Genomic DNA, 16,834 nt, shown 5'->3' on the forward strand with positions numbered 1-16,834 from the left:
GATCATAGATGATCGGCTCGTGTGATCGCGAGAGCTGGCGATAACCGTTCAGCGCTCGTTCAGCGACGGACCGGACGCTTCTGCAGTTTGCGCTGCAGCGTGCGGCGGTGCATGCCCAGGGCACGGGCGGTGGCGGAGATGTTGCCTTCGTGCTCGGTCAGGACGCGCTGGATGTGCTCCCACTGGAGACGGTCCACGGACATCGGGTTTTCCGGCACCAGGCTGTCGAGGTCGGCGTGCTCGGAGAGCAGCGCGGCCAGCACGTCATCGGCATCCGCCGGTTTACACAGGTAATTGCAGGCGCCGCGCTTGATTGCCTCGACGGCGGTGGCAATGCTCGAGTAACCGGTGAGGATCACCACGCGCATCTCCGGGTCGAGTTCGAGCAGCTTGGGCAGCAACACCAGGCCTGAATCGCCGTCCATTTTCAGGTCCAGCGCGGCGTAATCAGGGATATCGGCCTGGGCGATGGTCAGGCCCTCTTCGGCGGAACCTGCGGTGCTGACGCGAAAACCACGGCGGGCCATGGCGCGGGCCATCACGCGGGTGAAGGTTGCATCGTCGTCTACCAGCAGCAAATGCGGCAGTTCTTCGCCTTCAACTTGGATCTCGTCACTCATGTTCGTCTCCTCGGGCGACACGGGGCAGGCGCAGCTCGGTGAGCGTGCCGCCTTCCTCATGACTGTAGAGTTTCACTGAGCCGCCGGCGCGTGTCACGCTGGCCTTGCTCAAAAACAGGCCCAGGCCGAAACCTTTGCCCTTGGTGGTAAAAAACGGTTTGCCGATCTGCTCGGCGATAGCCAGCGGTACACCGGCACCATGGTCGCGAATGCTGATGGTCAAGTCTTCGACGGTCCAGTCCAGGGTCACTTGCAAGCCTTCAGGGCACGCATCGGCGGCGTTGTTCAGCAGGTTCAACAGCGCTTGAGTCAAATCCGGCGGCGGCGCCATGCGCGGCACCGTGCCCTGGCCCAGACGCTGGAAGCGATAACTGGCCTCAGGACGCATCAGGTGCCAGCGGTTGAGCGCTTCGTCGAGCCAGTCGGTGACATCCTGCATCTCCACCGCCATACGACGGTTGGCCTCGGCGGCGCGCACCAGTTGCTGCAAGGTTTCCTTGCACAACTTGACCTGATCCTGCAAAACCTTCAAATCGTCCTGCAACATCGGGTCGGGGTGATCCTGCTGCATTTCTTTGAGCAACACGCTCATGGTCGCCAGCGGCGTGCCCAGTTCATGGGCGGCACCGGCAGCCTGAGTCGCGACTGCCAGTAATTGCTGATCGCGCAGGCCTTCTTCGCGACGGATCGCACGCAGCTCTTCCTGCCGACGCAGCTCTTCCGCCATGCGTGCAGCAAAGAAGGTGATGACGGCGGCGGCCAAGGCAAAACTCAACCACATGCCGTAGATCTGCAGGTTTTCCCGGGCGATGGGGAAGGTTTCCAGCGGGTAGAACCGCGCCAGCAGCAACGTATACAGCGCCAGGGCTATACCCGACAGAATCACCGAATAGCGCCACGGCAGCGTCACGGCGGCGATGGTCAGCGGCACCAGGTAATAAGAGACGAACGGGTTGGTCGAACCACCGGAGAAATACAACAAGGCGCTGTGGATAAACAGGTCGCAGGCCAGTTGCAGGGCGTATTCAAGCTCGGTAACCGGCCACGAAGTGCGCAGGCGCACGGCGGTGAACACACACAACAGCGTCGAACAGCCCAGGGTCATCGCCAGCGGCACCCACGGCAACGGCAGCAGCTGGAGCCAGTAGGCCAGGCCTACGGAGCCGGCCTGGGCGGCGAGCACCAGAATCCGGATGAAAGTCAGCCGCCAGAGGTTCTGGCGAGTGGCGGAAGTCAATTGTACGGGGGCGAGCATGAGCTCTCCTGATGAGCGCTCCAGGCGGATCGCACGGAGTATAACCAAGCCGCGGGCCTGAGAGGCGAAAGTGCGGCAAACGACCACAGGCTCTTTTGTGACGAGTGCCCCTGTGGCGAGGGGGCTTGCCCCCGTTGGACTGCGAAGCAGTCCCAAACCTGCCACCGCGTTTTGATCCTGCATACTGTATCTGCCGAATGGCGACTGCTGCGCAGCCGAACGGGGGCAAGCCCCCTCGCCACAGGATCACCAGCATTCCATCTGTATAGAAGTTGTAACTGTGCGAAACGGACCATTGAAGCTAGAGTCTGATGGTTTCACGCAGGTTCGGACCCTAACCCCTGCGCATCGTCCAAGGAGCTTTTCATGCACACATTGCGCCGCAGCGCCGCCCTTCTTGCCCTAAGCGTTGGCACCGCCGCCAGCCTCCCGGCCCTGGCCGTCGACGAGTTGCATTACAACCAGATCTCCCTGCGCGCCGAAGTCAGCCAGGAAGTGGCCCGCGACCTGATGATCGTGACCCTCTACACCGAAGAACAAAACACCGACCCGGCCAAACTCGCCGCCGACGTCAGCACTACCATGAACAAGGCGCTGGCCCAGGCCAAACAGGGCAAGGACATCACCCTGCGCCAAGGCAGCCGCAACAGCTACCCGATCTACGACACCAAAGGCCAGAAAATCACCGGCTGGCGCGAACGCGCCGAACTGCGCCTGGAAAGCTCGGACTTCGCCGCCCTGTCCAAACTCACCGGCGAATTGCTCACCGACCTGAAAATGGGCGGCATGGACTTCGCCATCGCAACGCCAACCCGCAAAGCCAGCGAAGACGCCCTGCTCAAAGAAGCCGTGACCGCCTTCAAGGCCCGCGCCCAACTGGCCACCGACGCCCTGGGCGGCAAGAGCTACAAAATCGTCAACCTGAACCTCAACAGCAACGGCTATCCACAACCGTACATGCGCGGGCCGATGATGATGAAAGCCGCCGGCATGGATTCGGCACCGGTGACGCCAGAAGTTGAAGCCGGCACCAGCCAGGTCAGCATGACAGCGGATGGGGCGATTGAAGTGTTGATGCCTTGATGCGATAACCCGGACACGAAAACGGCAGGGCGGTGTACGCGCGAGTAAACAGGCCGCCTCAGCTGCTTTTGATTTTGCATTTGCGAAAGCCCAGGAGCTAAGAGAAACTCCCTGCCTTTCCAGACTCGATAAGGACGCGAGCATTGAAGTTTGAAAGGGATCAGTTTTCCGGCAACCATGGAATTGTCTTCAACGTATCGCGCTTCACCCTGTCAGCCGGTGAACGGGGTAGCCTCAGAACACTGCATTTTGGTGAAGCGAAAGCCGCCCACTATGAAGTGAGCAATCTGGTGGTAGAGCTCTATGACAAAATGCTCGCCAAGGATTTGCCTTGCCAAATGATGGTCGGGATCTCCAAACCCCTGACCCGGCAACAGGGGGATTTACTCAATGCTCAACGAACAAGTATCGCCAACCTCACCAGTGGTGTTTTCGGGGCAGCGGCAGGTAAATTCATGCCCGGTGCGGCCATCCCGGTGGGATGGGCAGTCCGCGAGTTCACGCTGAGCAAATTGCCGACTTATCACGCCGGCGATGTCATCGTCAGCCTGGATGCACAGGTCAGCGGTGGCATAGGCCCTCAGCACTCAGGATCGTCCATGATCATCAAGACTCAAGGCGGGTGAGATCATGAACGAATATGGCCTGTACGCCGTGGCTTATGCAGTATTCCTGCTGTTGTTCTTCTATCTGAAATCCTATGGCCTCAGAAAATGGCTGGGCATCACCCTGTTCGCTCTGGGGTTTTCGAGTATTTTTATGCTGCCGCCTTTCATCGCCGGCTTCGATCTGGGCATCGTTTCAACCAATGCTATCGCCCTCGGGGCTGCGCTGTTTTTTAGTCGGGCCCGGTATACGGCGTGAGCCACGCGCTCATTCAAGCAACGTGAAACGGATTAACTTCACCCACAACGCCCGCCTGACACCGCTTTGCGTAGGAGCTGCCGAAGGCTGCGATCTTTTGACGTTGATTTTCAAGATCAAAAGATCACAGCCTTCGGCAGCTCCTACAGTCCGCCATCAACGCAAAGACCGGCAGACTATGCCCGGATAGAGGGGTCCCCCTCAAAAAACGATATTTCCACCCTCCCCGCCAACAACGCTACTCTCAGGAAAATATCGCTGCTCAAATCCCGGGGACTCCATGGAAAGAACCACCGTCAAACCACTTCTGCTCGCACTCGCCCTCGCCACAACCGCATCACTCGCACAAACCGCCCAAGCCGCCACCACCCTGGTCTACTGCTCCGAAGCCAGCCCTGCCGGATTCGACCCCAGCCAATACACCAGCGGCACCGACTTCGACGCCTCCGCCGAAACCGTCTTCAACCGCCTCACCCAATTCAAACGCGGCGGCACCGAAATCGAACCCGGCCTGGCAACAAAATGGGACGTATCCGAGGACGGCCTCACCTACACCTTCCACCTGCGCGACGGCGTGAAATTCCACACCACCGACTACTTCACCCCCACCCGCGACTTCAACGCCGACGACGTGCTGTTCACCTTCCAGCGCCTGCTCGACCCGGACAACGCCTTCCGCAAGGCCTACCCCGCCGAGTCGCCGTACTTCACCGACATGGGCCTGAACACCACGATCAAAAGCATCGACAAGATCGACGACCACACCGTGCGCTTCAGCCTGAACAACGTCGACGCCGCATTCGTGCAAAACCTCGCCATGAGCTTCGCCTCGGTGCAATCCGCCGAATATGCCGCCCAACTATTAAAGGAAGGCAAAGCCGCCGACCTCAATCAGAAACCCGTCGGCACCGGCCCGTTCGTGTTCAAGCGCTACCAAAAGGACTCGCAAATCCGCTACGCCGCCAACAAGGCCTACTGGAAACCCGAGGACGTGAAACTCGACAACCTGATTTTCTCGATCACCCCGGACGCCGCCGTGCGCTTGCAAAAACTCAAGGCCGGCGAGTGCCAGGTCAGCGGCTACCCACGCCCGGCAGACATCGAAGTGATGGAGCAAGACCCGAATCTGAGGGTGCTCAAGCAAGCCGGTTTCAACCTCGGCTTCCTTGCCTACAACGTGACCCACCCACCGCTGGACCAGCTCAAGGTGCGTCAGGCGCTGGACATGGCCATCGACAAGCCGGCGATCATCAAGGCTGTCTACCAGAGTGCCGGGCAACTGGCGCAAAACGCCTTGCCACCGGCGCAATGGTCGTATGACCCGAGCATCAAGGACGCCCCGCACGACCCGACCAAAGCCCGCGCGCTACTGAAAGAAGCGGGGGTTGCACCCGGCACTACAATTAATCTGTGGGCCATGACCGTGCAGCGCGCCTCCAACCCCAATGCGCGGATGTCGGCACAGATGATCCAGCAGGATTGGGAGAAAGTCGGGATCAAGGCCAACATCGTCAGCTATGAATGGGGCGAATACATCAAGCGCGCCAAGAACGGTGAGCATGACGCAATGATCTACGGCTGGACCGGCGACAACGGTGACCCGGATAACTGGCTCGGCGTGCTCTACAGCTGCGCTGCGGTGAAAGGTAGCAACTACGCCAAATGGTGTGACCCGGTCTACGACAAACTGGTGCAGCAAGCCAAGGTGTCCACGGACAAACAACAGCGGGTCAAACTGTACCAACAGGCCCAGCAAATCCTTAAACAACAAGTACCTATCACACCCATTGCCAACTCGACGGTGTTCCAGCCACTGCGCAAGGAAGTCACCGACTTCAAGATCAGTCCGTTTGGCCTCACACCGTTCTATGGCGTGGGTATAAATAAGTAACACCAGGCTCCAACCGGGTGCGTCAACCGCCCCGGTCGCCCCTTATCGGTGCACGACTTGCACCGTAAAAAACCTGCGCAAACGGTCAAATACATCAGTTTTTACACATATGCGACATTAAGGTACGTTCGTGCCACTCTTTAGGACTTGTGGCCATTCCGGATCTTGCATTGGGTACGGCCCCTGCATAAGTATCCGCAGGTCGACTCACGAGGTCGTCCTCTAATCCAAAAATGACAACAAATCATGAGGCCACCATGCTTAAACACGCGGTCATTCCGTTTTTAGTCGGCGCAAGCCTGTTAGCCAGTGCACCTTTCGCCCAAGCGGCGTCTAACCTGGTGTTCTGCTCCGAAGGAAGCCCGGCCGGTTTCGACCCAGGTCAATACACCACCGGAACCGACTTCGACGCCTCTGCAGAAACCATGTTCAACCGCCTGACCCAGTTCGAGCGCGGCGGCACCGCCGTGATTCCTGGCCTGGCGACCAAGTGGGACATTTCCAGTGACGGCCTGACTTACACTTTCCACCTGCGTGAAGGCGTCAAGTTCCACACCACCCCGTATTTCAAGCCGACGCGTGAGTTCAACGCCGACGACGTGCTGTTCACCTTCAATCGCATGATTAACAAGGATGACCCGTTCCGTAAGGCGTACCCGACCGAATTCCCGTACTTCACCGACATGGGGATGGATACCAACATCACCAAGATCGATAAAGTCGACGACCACACCGTCAAGTTCACCCTCAAAGACGTAGACGCCGCGTTCATCCAGAACATGGCCATGAGCTTCGCCTCGATCCAGTCCGCCGAGTACGCTGCCCAGCTGCTCAAGGAAGGCAAGGCTGCCGACATCAACCAGAAACCGATCGGCACCGGCCCGTTCGTGTTCAAGAGCTACCAGAAAGACTCCAACATCCGCTACACCGGGAACAAGGACTACTGGAAGCCTGATGACGTGAAGATCGACAACCTGATCTTCGCCATCACCACCGACCCGTCGGTACGCATCCAGAAGCTGAAGAAGAACGAGTGCCAGATCACTCTGTTCCCGCGTCCAGCCGACCTGAAGGCGCTCAAAGAAGATAAAACTTTGAAGATGCCTGAGCAGGCTGGTTTCAACCTGGGCTACATCGCCTATAACGTGATGGACAAGGTCAAGGGCAGCAACGAGCCGAACCCGCTGGCCGACCTGCGCGTTCGTCAGGCGCTGGACATGGCCGTCAACAAGCCGCAGATCATCGACTCGGTTTATCAGGGCGCAGGCCAACTGGCCGTCAACGCCATGCCGCCGACCCAATGGTCCTACGACACCACCATCAAGGATGCCAAGTACGATCCTGAGAAAGCCAAGCAGCTGCTCAAGGAAGCCGGCGTCAAGGAAGGCACCGAAATCGTTCTGTGGGCGATGCCGGTACAGCGTCCGTACAACCCGAACGCCAAGCTGATGGCTGAAATGCTGCAGTCCGACTGGAAGAAGATCGGCCTGAACGTGAAGATCACCAGCTACGAATGGGGCGAGTACATCAAGCGCTCCAAAGGCGGCGAGAACCAGGCGATGATCATCGGCTGGAGCGGCGACAATGGTGATCCGGACAACTGGCTCAACGTGCTGTTCGGCTGCGACTCGCTGAGTGGCAACAACTTCTCCAAATGGTGCGACAAGAAATTCGACGGCCTCGTCAAGGAAGCCAAACGCACCACCGATCAGGCCAAGCGCACCGAACTGTACAAACAGGCGCAACACGTCCTCAAAGATGCTGTTCCAATGACACCTATCGCTCACTCGACGGTGTTCCAACCCATGCGCGCCAACGTGCAGGACTTCAAGATCAGCCCATTTGGCTTGAACTCCTTCTACGGCGTCAGCGTCAGCAAATAAGAAAAGGCAGCGGCGACGTTTTCAGTGTCGCCGCTGCTTTTTTCTGCCGAGAAGTTAGGAATTTGCCTACATCCAAATCCGCTGTCTGACGCAGCCAGGGGTTAGGACGCGTTGCCTTTTCCTACGAGTCTTTAGGACTCAGCGCATTTACTGCCAGACCCACGGCACCTACCGTCGGGTTCTGACCAGTGACTGTGTGGGCTATCGGTTTGCTGCCCGTATTGGTTTGAGCTCAATGCCGCCACAACGTCCCCGGACGGGATCGCGGCGCATTGAATAACACTACAAAAAGAGGGAGCGTCATGCGCCATTCCTTGGTTTTATCCGCATTGCTGGGCACCGGCCTGCTGGCCGCCACTTCCATCAGCCAGGCCGCCAATAACAGCCTGGTGTTCTGCTCCGAAGGCAGCCCCGCCGGTTTCGACACCGCGCAGTACACCACTGCGACCGATAACGACGCCGCCGAGCCGCTGTACAACCGTTTGGCAGAGTTTGAAAAAGGCGCCACCAATGTCGTGCCAGGCCTGGCAACCCGCTGGGATATTTCCGAGGACGGACTCAAATACACGTTTCATCTGCGTGAAGGGGTGAAGTTTCACACGACCAAATACTTCACGCCGACTCGCGATTTCAACGCCGACGACGTGCTGTTCACGTTTAATCGCATGCTCGATCCGCAGCACCCGTTCCGTAAGGCTTATCCGACCGAGTTCCCGTATTTCAACGGGATGAGCCTGAACAAGAATATTGCCAAGGTCGAAAAGACCGGGCCGCTGACCGTGGTGATGACGCTCAACAACGTCGACGCCGCGTTCATCCAGAACATCGCCATGAGCTTCGCCGCCATCCTTTCGGCCGAATACGCCGACCAGTTGCTGGCGGCCGGCAAGCCGAGCGAGATCAACCAGAAGCCGATCGGCACCGGGCCGTTCGTGTTCAAGAGCTACCAGAAAGACTCCAACATCCGTTACAGCGGCAACAAACAGTACTGGGACCCGAGCCGGGTCAAGCTCGACAACCTGATTTTTGCCATCAACACCGACGCCTCGGTGCGCGTGCAGAAGCTCAAGGCCAACGAATGCCAGATCACCCTGCACCCGCGCCCCGCCGACGTGACCGCACTGAAGAATGATCCGAAACTGCAGCTGATCGAGAAACCCGGCTTCAACCTCGGCTACATCGCCTACAACGTCCGGCACAAGCCTTTCGACCAGCTCGAAGTGCGCCAGGCGCTGGACATGGCGGTGAACAAGCAAGGCATTCTCAACGCCGTCTATCAAGGTGCCGGTCAACTGGCGGTCAATGCCATGCCACCGACCCAGTGGTCCTATGACGACACCATAAAGGACGCCTCCTACAACCCGGAAAAAGCCAAGGAACTGCTCAAGGCTGCCGGCGTGAAGGAAGGCACCGAAATCACTCTCTGGGCCATGCCGGTCCAGCGTCCGTACAACCCCAACGCCAAACTGATGGCCGAAATGCTCCAGGCGGACTGGGCGAAGATCGGCCTCAAGGTCAAGATCGTCAGCTATGAATGGGGCGAGTACATCAAGCGCACCAAGAACGGCGAGCACGACATCAGCCTGATCGGCTGGACCGGTGACAACGGTGACCCGGACAACTGGCTCGGCACGCTCTACAGCTGCGATGCCATCGGCGGCAACAACTACTCCATGTGGTGTGATCCGGCCTACGACAAGCTGATCAAGCAGGCCAAGGTCGTCACCGATCGCGACCAGCGCACCGTGCTCTACAAACAGGCGCAGCAGTACCTCAAGCAGCAGGTGCCGATCACGCCGGTCGCCCACTCGACGGTCAACCAGCCGTTGAGCGCCAAAGTCGAAGGGTTCAAGGTCAGCCCCTTCGGTCGCAACGTGTTCTCGGGCGTCAGTATCGACCAATAACCAATTAGCCAGAAACGCTGGGGGGCGGATTCCGCCCTCACGCAAGCGTATTGCCGTAATTCGTCAAATCGGCCTGCAGCAAACGTTTGCGAAGCCTGAATGAGTTCTAAACCAAATAGCCGGATCACCAAAAAAGACCGGCATTAAAAAAAGAAAGAAAGGAGCTTCACACATGAAACTGAGCAGCACCGCGTTATTGGCCTTGGCCATCAGCAGCGTGACCGCCACGGCTTACGCAGAGTCCCAGAGCCAGGCGTTCACCCCGGTTACCGTGAATGAGAAAAGTGCTCAGAGTGAAGCCACTGGCTTCGTCGAAGGGCAGTCGATCACCGGTAGCACGCGTAACTGGTATGCCAACGAGCAACTGAAACGTGGCGGCACGTTCAGCTACAAGAAAGACGGTGTATCAACCCCGACTGATCGTCGTATCAACTGGGTTCAGGGCACCATCCTCAAGTACAACTCCGGCTTCACTCAAGGCACCGTAGGTTTCAGCACCGAAGTGGCGGCCTACAACGCCATCGTTCTGGATCGTGATCGCAAGGATCTGGCGTCCAACAACGGCGGCGCACCGGGAACCCGTCCTGGCGCGGGCAACAACCGTACCCTGACCGAAGAAGGTGGTGACGCCGTCGGCCAGTGGAGCAAACTGGGCCTGGCCAACGTCAAGGCCCGTGTCTCCAACACTACCCTGACCGCTGGCCGCATGAACTTCAGCAGCCCGATGGTCGATGTCATCGGTAACCGTGCGCTGCCTTCGAGCTTCGAAGGTGTGGCCATCCACAGCGAAGAGCTGAACAATCTGGCTTTCGACCTGGCCACCTTCGATCGCAACTCTCCGCGTACCGAAGAAAGCCAGCGTAAATTCCGCACCGAATACGCCAACGGCATCGTTGAAACCGATCACATCTACACCGGCGGTATCACCTACACCCCATTCGCCAGCCTGACCACCAGCCTTTGGGCGACCCAGGCCGAAGACATCTGGAACCAGTACTACTTCGGCGCCAGTCATGTGCTGGGCGACAGCCAGGTCCTGAGCCTGACCACCGGCCTGAACTACTACAAAACCCAGGAAGAAGGTAAAGCCCTCATAGGCAAAATCGACAACGACACCTACTCCCTGTCGTTCGGCCTGACCCACCAGGCCCACAGCCTGACCTTCTCCTACCAGGAAGTGAACGGTAACGAGTACTTCGACTACCTGCACGAAACCAACGGCATCTACCTGGCCAACTCCCTGCTGTCGGACTTCAACGGCCCGAACGAGAAGTCCTTCCAGATTGCCTACGGTCTGAACATGGCCGAATACGGCGTGCCAGGTCTGAAGTTCAACATCTACCAGGCACGTGGCTGGGGCATCGACGGTACTCACTACACCGGCAATGAAGGCGTAGCAGGCAAGGGTTACGACGGTATCCAGGCCCAGGATGGCGAAACCCATTACGAATACGGTATCGGTGCGACCTACGCCCTGCAGAGCGGCCCGCTGAAGGCCACCACTGTTCGCGCAACCTACACCGCGCACCGTGCCAGCGAAAACCAGGCGGATGGCAGCATCAACGAGTTCCGTCTCGTGACCACCATCCCGTTCAACATTTTGTAAAACGCACGCCGGCGGCTGACTCATGACGAGTCGGCCGTTCGGTTTTTTCCTGTTCAACCGATTGCAGAGGGTTCTTGATGAAAATGCTTCCCCTACGAGCGGCCATCGCTGCCGCATTGCTGAGTGTCGCTGTTGGCGTCTCGGCCAAACCCTTGGTGGTCTGTACCGAAGCCAGCCCGGAAGGCTTCGATATGGCCCAGTACACGACTGCAGTCACAGCCGACGCAGTGGCCGAAACCATCTTCAATCGCCTGGCGGACTTCAAGCCCGGCACCACTGAAGTGATTCCGGCGCTGGCCGAATCCTGGGACATCAGTGAAGACGGCCTGACCTACACGTTCCACCTGCGCAAAGGCGTCAAGTTTCACACCACCGATTACTTCAAGCCGACCCGCGACATGAACGCCGACGACGTGGTCTGGAGCTTCCAGCGTCAGCTGGACCCGAATCACCCATGGCACAAGCTGTCGAGCGTGGGCTTCCCGTACTTTGAGAGCATGGGCTTCAAGGAACTGCTCAAAAGCGTAGAGAAAGTCGACGACAACACGGTCAAGTTCACCCTGACCCGCCGCGAAGCGCCGTTCCTGGCCGACATTGCCATGGCCTTCTCCTCGATCTACTCCGCCGAGTACGCCGATCAACTGCTCAAGGCCAACAAGACCGGCGACCTGAACAACAAACCGGTCGGTACCGGCCCGTTCATCTTCCAGCGTTACGCCAAGGACGCCCAGGTGCGCTTCAAGGCCAACCCGGACTACTTCCGTGGCAAGCCACCGGCTGATGCGCTGGTCCTGGCGATTGCCACCGACAACAACGTGCGCCTGCAAAAGCTCAAGGCCAACGAGTGCCAGATCGCGCTGTATCCAAAACCGGATGACATCCCGAGCATCAAGAAAGACACCAACCTGAAGGTTGATGAGCTGAACGCGATGACCGTCTCCTATGTCGCCATGAACACCTCCCGCAAGTACATGAGCGACGTGCGGGTGCGCAAAGCCATCGACATCGCGTTCGACAAAGAGGCCTATGTCAACGCGCTGTTCGGCAAGGGCAATGCGACGGTGGCGGTCAACCCGTACCCGGACACCCTGCTGGGCTACAACCATAAACTGACCAACCCGCCTCGCGACCTCGACAAGGCTCGTGCCCTGCTCAAGGAAGCCGGGGTACCGGAGGGCACCGTGTTCACCCTGTTCACCCGTAACGGCGGCGGCCCGACCAACCCTAATCCGATGCTCGGCGCACAAATGATGCAGGCAGATCTGGCCAAGGTCGGCATCAAGGTCGATATTCGTGTCATGGAATGGGGCGAGATGCTCAAGCGCGCGAAGAACGGCGAACACGATATGGTGTCCGCCGGTTGGGCAGGCGATAACGGCGACCCGGATAACTTCCTGACGCCTATGCTCAGTTGTGAGGCCGCCAAGAACGGCGAAAACTACGCTCGCTGGTGCAATGAAAAGTTCCAGGCGCTGATCGACGAAGCACGGGCCAAAGTGAACCCGGCCGAACGCACGGCGCTCTACGAACAGGCCCAGGACGTTTTCAATCAGGACCAGCCATGGATCAGCATGGCGCACACCCGCATGTTCACTGCAATGCGCACCAACGTAGAGGGTTATCACATTAGCCCCCTCACCACTAACAACTTCGCCACCACCCAGGTGAAGTAGATAAGAAACGCCCGGCATCGCTGACCCCAGCGATACCGGGCATGCCTAACCGGCTGATGAGGTACCACACAAGATGTTTAGTTTTATTGCCCGCCGATTGGGGTTACTGATCCCCACGTTCTTCGGCATCACCTTGTTGACTTTCGCGTTGATCCGCATGATTCCTGGCGACCCCGTGGAAGTGATGATGGGCGAACGTCGGGTCGACCCCGAAATGCATGCTCAGGCAATGGAACGCCTAGGTCTGAACAAACCGCTGTATGCCCAATACCTGGATTACATTGGCAAACTGGCCCACGGCGATCTCGGCGAATCCCTGCGTACCCGTGAAAGCGTCTGGACCGAGTTCAGCTCTCTATTCCCCGCGACCCTGGAACTGGCCTCGGCCGCCATGTTGTTCGCCGGCATCCTGGGCCTTCTGGCCGGGGTGATCGCGGCACTCAAGCGAGGGTCCCTGTTCGACCATGGGGTAATGGGTGTCTCCCTGGCGGGATACTCGATGCCGATCTTCTGGTGGGGCCTGATCCTGATCATGTTCTTCTCGGTGAGCCTGGGCTGGACCCCGGTATCCGGGCGGATCGACCTGCTCTACGACATCGAGCCACGCACCGGCTTCATGCTCATCGATACGTTGCTGGCCGATGACGTCGGAGCGTTCTTCGATGCCCTGCATCACCTGATCCTGCCAGCCATCGTGCTCGGCACCATCCCGCTGGCGGTGATTGCGCGGATGACCCGTTCGTCGATGCTCGAAGTGCTGCGTGAAGACTACATCCGCACCGCCCGCGCCAAAGGCCTGTCGCCTTCGCGCGTGGTGTTCGTTCACGGTCTGCGTAACGCATTGATTCCGGTACTGACGGTGGTCGGCCTGCAAGTCGGCACGCTGCTGGCCGGCGCGGTCCTGACCGAAACCATCTTCTCCTGGCCCGGCATCGGCAAATGGCTGATCGAAGCCATTGGCGCACGGGACTATCCCGTGGTGCAGAACGGCATCCTGTTAATCGCCTGCCTGGTGATTCTGGTCAACTTCGTAGTGGACATCCTCTACGGCTTTGCCAACCCACGCATCCGTCATCAGCGCTGAGATCAATGACCATGACCACTCTCACTACACCGGTAGCAGTCGATCAAAGCCTGCTGTATCCGTCGCCCTACAAAGAATTCTGGCATGCGTTTTCCAGGAACAAAGGGGCCGTCGCCGGCCTGTTGTTCATGCTGCTGGTGATTTTCTGCGCGATCTTCGCCCCGTGGGTCGCACCGCATAACCCGAGCGAACAGTACCGCGACTTCCTGCTGACCCCGCCCTCCTGGCTGGAAAGCGGGCATATCCAGTTCCTGCTGGGTACCGATGAACTCGGTCGTGACCTGCTGTCGCGTTTGATTCACGGCTCGCGCCTGTCCCTGCTGATCGGCTTGTCATCGGTGGTGATGTCGCTGATTCCAGGCATCCTGATGGGACTGTTCGCCGGGTTCTTCCCGCGCGTGCTCGGCCCGACCATCATGCGTCTGATGGACATCATGCTGGCCCTGCCGTCCCTGCTGCTGGCGGTGGCAATTGTCGCCATCCTCGGCCCTGGCCTGATCAACACCATTATTGCCATCGCCGTGGTTTCGTTGCCGTCCTATGTTCGTCTGACCCGCGCCGCGGTGATGGGCGAATTGAACCGCGACTACGTGACCGCCGCGCGCCTGGCCGGTGCCGGTCTGCCTCGCCTGATGTTCGTCACCGTGCTGCCCAACTGCATGGCGCCGCTGATTGTTCAGGCCACCTTGAGTTTCTCCTCGGCGATTCTCGATGCCGCGGCACTGGGCTTCCTCGGCCTTGGCGTACAACCGCCAACCCCTGAGTGGGGCACCATGCTGGCTTCGGCTCGCGACTACATCGAACGCGCCTGGTGGGTGGTGAGCTTGCCTGGTTTGACCATTTTGCTCAGCGTGCTGGCAATCAACTTGATGGGCGACGGCCTGCGCGATGCGCTGGACCCGAAACTCAAGAACGCCGCCTGAGGAGATTCAAATGTCACTGTTAGAAATCAAGAATCTCAACGTTCGCTTCGGCGACGCCAACGCCGTTCCGGTGGTCGATGGTCTCGACATATCCGTGGAAAAGGGCGAAGTGCTGGCCATCGTTGGCGAGTCGGGTTCCGGCAAATCCGTGACCATGATGGCGCTGATGGGCCTGATCGAGCATCCGGGGATCGTCACCGCCGACGCCCTGAATTTCGACGGCAAGAACATGCTCGCGCTCAGCAACCGTCAGCGTCGACAGATCGTCGGCAAAGACCTGGCCATGGTCTTCCAGGACCCGATGACCGCGCTGAACCCGAGCTACACCGTGGGCTTCCAGATCGAAGAAGTGCTGCGCCTGCACCTGAAAATGTCCAGGAAGGACGCTCGCAAGCGCGCCATCGAACTGCTGGAAAAAGTGGAAATCCCCGGCGCCGCCAGCCGTATGGATGCCTACCCGCATCAACTCTCCGGCGGCATGAGCCAGCGTGTTGCAATCGCCATGGCGATTGCCGGCGAACCAAAACTGCTGATCGCCGACGAACCGACCACGGCACTCGACGTAACGATTCAGGCGCAGATCATGGACCTGCTGCTGGCCCTGCAGAAAGAGCAGAACATGGGCCTGGTGCTGATTACTCACGACCTCGCGGTCGTGGCCGAAACCGCCCAGCGCGTGTGCGTGATGTACGCCGGCCAAGCGGTTGAAGTCGGTCAGGTGCCACAACTGTTCGACATTCCGGCGCACCCGTACAGCGAAGCGCTGCTCAAGGCCATTCCAGAACACAGCCTGGGTGCTGCGCGCCTGTCGACGCTACCGGGCATCGTTCCGGGGCGTTACGACCGTCCGCAAGGTTGCCTGCTGTCGCCGCGCTGCCCGTATGTGCAAGACAATTGCCGCACCCAGCGTCCAGCCCTTGACCAGAAAAGCAACAGCCTCGCCCGCTGCTTCTACCCGTTGAACCAGGAGGTGGCGTAATGGCCGTCGTACTTACCGCCCGCAACCTGACCCGTCACTACGAAGTGTCCCGTGGCCTGTTCAAGGGCCATGCGACCGTGCGCGCCCTCAACGGTGTGTCGTTCGAACTGGAAGCCGGCAAGACCCTCGCTGTCGTGGGTGAGTCCGGTTGCGGCAAATCCACCCTGGCCCGTGCCCTGACGTTGATCGAAGAGCCATCCTCCGGCTCGTTGAAAATCGCCGGGCAGGAAGTCGCCGGCGCCGACAAGGCTCAGCGCAAGCAACTGCGCAAAGATGTACAGATGGTGTTCCAGAGCCCGTACGCGTCGTTGAATCCACGGCAGAAAATCGGTGATCAACTGGCTGAACCGCTGTTGATCAACACCAACCTTTCCGCCGCCGAACGTCGCGAGAAAGTCCAGGCGATGATGAAGCAGGTGGGCTTGCGTCCCGAGCACTACCAGCGCTATCCGCACATGTTCTCCGGCGGTCAGCGCCAGCGGATCGCCCTGGCCCGCGCGATGATGTTGCAGCCGAAAGTGCTGGTGGCGGACGAACCGACCTCGGCGCTGGACGTGTCGATTCAGGCGCAGGTACTCAACCTGTTCATGGATTTGCAGCAAGAGTTCAACACCGCCTACGTGTTCATCTCCCACAACCTGGCGGTGGTACGCCACGTTGCCGATCACGTGATGGTGATGTACCTCGGCCGTCCGGTGGAAATGGGGCCGAAAGAGGACATCTACACCCGTCCCCTGCACCCGTACACCCAGGCGTTGTTGTCGGCGACGCCGACCATTCACCCGGATCCGGACAAGCCGAAAATCAAGATCGTCGGCGAACTGCCAAACCCGCTGAACCCGCCGTCCGGCTGCGCCTTCCACAAGCGTTGCCCGTACGCGACCGAGCGCTGTGCCATCGAAGAGCCGCTCCTGCGCCTGCTCGACACCCGCCAGGTAGCTTGCCACTACGCCGAGCAATTCCTCGACGGCGCGGCATAAAAAAACGCGCCCCGGATGCCGGGGCGCGCTTTTGCTGAGTTAACCAAACCCCTTCTGCCTCGATTGCGCATCAGTCAGGCAGACGGGGT

Annotated in this window: 14 protein-coding genes; 12 read left to right on the forward strand and 2 right to left on the reverse strand. The window is 59.2% G+C overall.

What is annotated here, in order from left to right; genetic code table 11:
• Positions 1-59 precede the first annotated feature (59 nt).
• Together AC1DQM_RS25775 and AC1DQM_RS25780 are read right to left on the reverse strand one after the other, a co-directional pair.
• A complete protein-coding gene (locus tag AC1DQM_RS25775; protein WP_018929526.1) occupies positions 60-620 on the reverse strand; it encodes a response regulator transcription factor in 561 nt (186 codons plus the stop codon).
• Complete coding sequence (locus tag AC1DQM_RS25780) at positions 613-1,875, reverse strand: ATP-binding protein (protein ID WP_018929525.1); 1,263 nt, start codon at positions 1,873-1,875, stop codon at positions 613-615. Before AC1DQM_RS25780 ends, AC1DQM_RS25775 begins: the two co-directional genes overlap by 8 nt.
• 366 nt (positions 1,876-2,241) lie before the next feature.
• Between AC1DQM_RS25780 and AC1DQM_RS25785 the strand changes: the two genes are divergently transcribed.
• The 12 genes from AC1DQM_RS25785 to AC1DQM_RS25840 all read left to right on the forward strand — a co-directional run bounded on the left by AC1DQM_RS25785 (position 2,242) and on the right by AC1DQM_RS25840 (position 16,745).
• Positions 2,242-2,958: an SIMPL domain-containing protein gene (locus AC1DQM_RS25785; RefSeq protein ID WP_477747039.1), complete on the forward strand. Its 717-nt coding sequence runs from the start codon at positions 2,242-2,244 to the stop codon at positions 2,956-2,958.
• 143 nt (positions 2,959-3,101) lie between these two features.
• Entirely contained in the window at positions 3,102-3,584 is a 483-nt protein-coding gene (locus AC1DQM_RS25790) for a hypothetical protein (RefSeq protein WP_019582420.1), read from the forward strand.
• A 4-nt stretch (positions 3,585-3,588) separates the two neighbouring features.
• Positions 3,589-3,822, forward strand: coding sequence for a hypothetical protein (locus tag AC1DQM_RS25795; protein ID WP_018929522.1), 234 nt, complete (start codon positions 3,589-3,591; stop codon positions 3,820-3,822).
• A 280-nt stretch (positions 3,823-4,102) separates the two neighbouring features.
• Complete coding sequence (locus tag AC1DQM_RS25800) at positions 4,103-5,713, forward strand: ABC transporter substrate-binding protein (protein ID WP_111454497.1); 1,611 nt, start codon at positions 4,103-4,105, stop codon at positions 5,711-5,713.
• A gap of 257 nt (positions 5,714-5,970) precedes the next feature.
• Positions 5,971-7,596: an ABC transporter substrate-binding protein gene (locus tag AC1DQM_RS25805; RefSeq protein ID WP_018929520.1), complete on the forward strand. Its 1,626-nt coding sequence runs from the start codon at positions 5,971-5,973 to the stop codon at positions 7,594-7,596.
• Between the two features lie 302 nt (positions 7,597-7,898).
• Positions 7,899-9,500, forward strand: a complete 1,602-nt coding sequence (locus tag AC1DQM_RS25810; protein WP_018929519.1) for an ABC transporter substrate-binding protein — start codon at positions 7,899-7,901, stop codon at positions 9,498-9,500.
• A gap of 172 nt (positions 9,501-9,672) precedes the next feature.
• Complete coding sequence (locus AC1DQM_RS25815) at positions 9,673-11,106, forward strand: OprD family porin (protein WP_477747040.1); 1,434 nt, start codon at positions 9,673-9,675, stop codon at positions 11,104-11,106.
• A gap of 77 nt (positions 11,107-11,183) precedes the next feature.
• Positions 11,184-12,779 carry an ABC transporter substrate-binding protein gene (locus AC1DQM_RS25820; RefSeq protein ID WP_018929517.1) on the forward strand — a complete coding sequence of 532 codons (1,596 nt, stop codon included), beginning with the start codon at positions 11,184-11,186 and terminating at the stop codon, positions 12,777-12,779.
• Between the two features lie 73 nt (positions 12,780-12,852).
• Entirely contained in the window at positions 12,853-13,863 is a 1,011-nt protein-coding gene (locus AC1DQM_RS25825; RefSeq protein ID WP_018929516.1) for an ABC transporter permease subunit, read from the forward strand.
• 11 nt (positions 13,864-13,874) lie between these two features.
• On the forward strand, positions 13,875-14,786 hold the full coding sequence (locus AC1DQM_RS25830; RefSeq protein ID WP_028939886.1) for an ABC transporter permease subunit: 912 nt from the start codon (positions 13,875-13,877) through the stop codon (positions 14,784-14,786).
• 10 nt (positions 14,787-14,796) lie between these two features.
• Positions 14,797-15,765 (forward strand): ABC transporter ATP-binding protein, encoded by a 969-nt coding sequence (locus tag AC1DQM_RS25835; RefSeq protein ID WP_007941106.1) that lies wholly within the window; start codon positions 14,797-14,799, stop codon positions 15,763-15,765.
• Positions 15,765-16,745, forward strand: a complete 981-nt coding sequence (locus AC1DQM_RS25840) for a peptide ABC transporter ATP-binding protein (protein ID WP_018929514.1) — start codon at positions 15,765-15,767, stop codon at positions 16,743-16,745. The genes AC1DQM_RS25835 and AC1DQM_RS25840 overlap by 1 nt, the downstream gene beginning before the upstream one ends.
• Positions 16,746-16,834 lie beyond the last annotated feature (89 nt).

This window comes from Pseudomonas sp. 01L34, from assembly GCF_056400265.1.

Coding starts and splice junctions, on each gene's coding strand:
- AC1DQM_RS25775 (WP_018929526.1), bottom strand. CDS start 620: ATGAGTGACGAGATCCAAGTTGAAGGCGAAGAACTGCCGCATTTGCTG.
- AC1DQM_RS25780 (WP_018929525.1), bottom strand. CDS start 1,875: ATGCTCGCCCCCGTACAATTGACTTCCGCCACTCGCCAGAACCTCTGG.
- AC1DQM_RS25785 (WP_477747039.1), top strand. CDS start 2,242: ATGCACACATTGCGCCGCAGCGCCGCCCTTCTTGCCCTAAGCGTTGGC.
- AC1DQM_RS25795 (WP_018929522.1), top strand. CDS start 3,589: ATGAACGAATATGGCCTGTACGCCGTGGCTTATGCAGTATTCCTGCTG.
- AC1DQM_RS25800 (WP_111454497.1), top strand. CDS start 4,103: ATGGAAAGAACCACCGTCAAACCACTTCTGCTCGCACTCGCCCTCGCC.
- AC1DQM_RS25805 (WP_018929520.1), top strand. CDS start 5,971: ATGCTTAAACACGCGGTCATTCCGTTTTTAGTCGGCGCAAGCCTGTTA.
- AC1DQM_RS25810 (WP_018929519.1), top strand. CDS start 7,899: ATGCGCCATTCCTTGGTTTTATCCGCATTGCTGGGCACCGGCCTGCTG.
- AC1DQM_RS25815 (WP_477747040.1), top strand. CDS start 9,673: ATGAAACTGAGCAGCACCGCGTTATTGGCCTTGGCCATCAGCAGCGTG.
- AC1DQM_RS25820 (WP_018929517.1), top strand. CDS start 11,184: ATGAAAATGCTTCCCCTACGAGCGGCCATCGCTGCCGCATTGCTGAGT.
- AC1DQM_RS25825 (WP_018929516.1), top strand. CDS start 12,853: ATGTTTAGTTTTATTGCCCGCCGATTGGGGTTACTGATCCCCACGTTC.
- AC1DQM_RS25830 (WP_028939886.1), top strand. CDS start 13,875: ATGACCACTCTCACTACACCGGTAGCAGTCGATCAAAGCCTGCTGTAT.
- AC1DQM_RS25835 (WP_007941106.1), top strand. CDS start 14,797: ATGTCACTGTTAGAAATCAAGAATCTCAACGTTCGCTTCGGCGACGCC.
- AC1DQM_RS25840 (WP_018929514.1), top strand. CDS start 15,765: ATGGCCGTCGTACTTACCGCCCGCAACCTGACCCGTCACTACGAAGTG.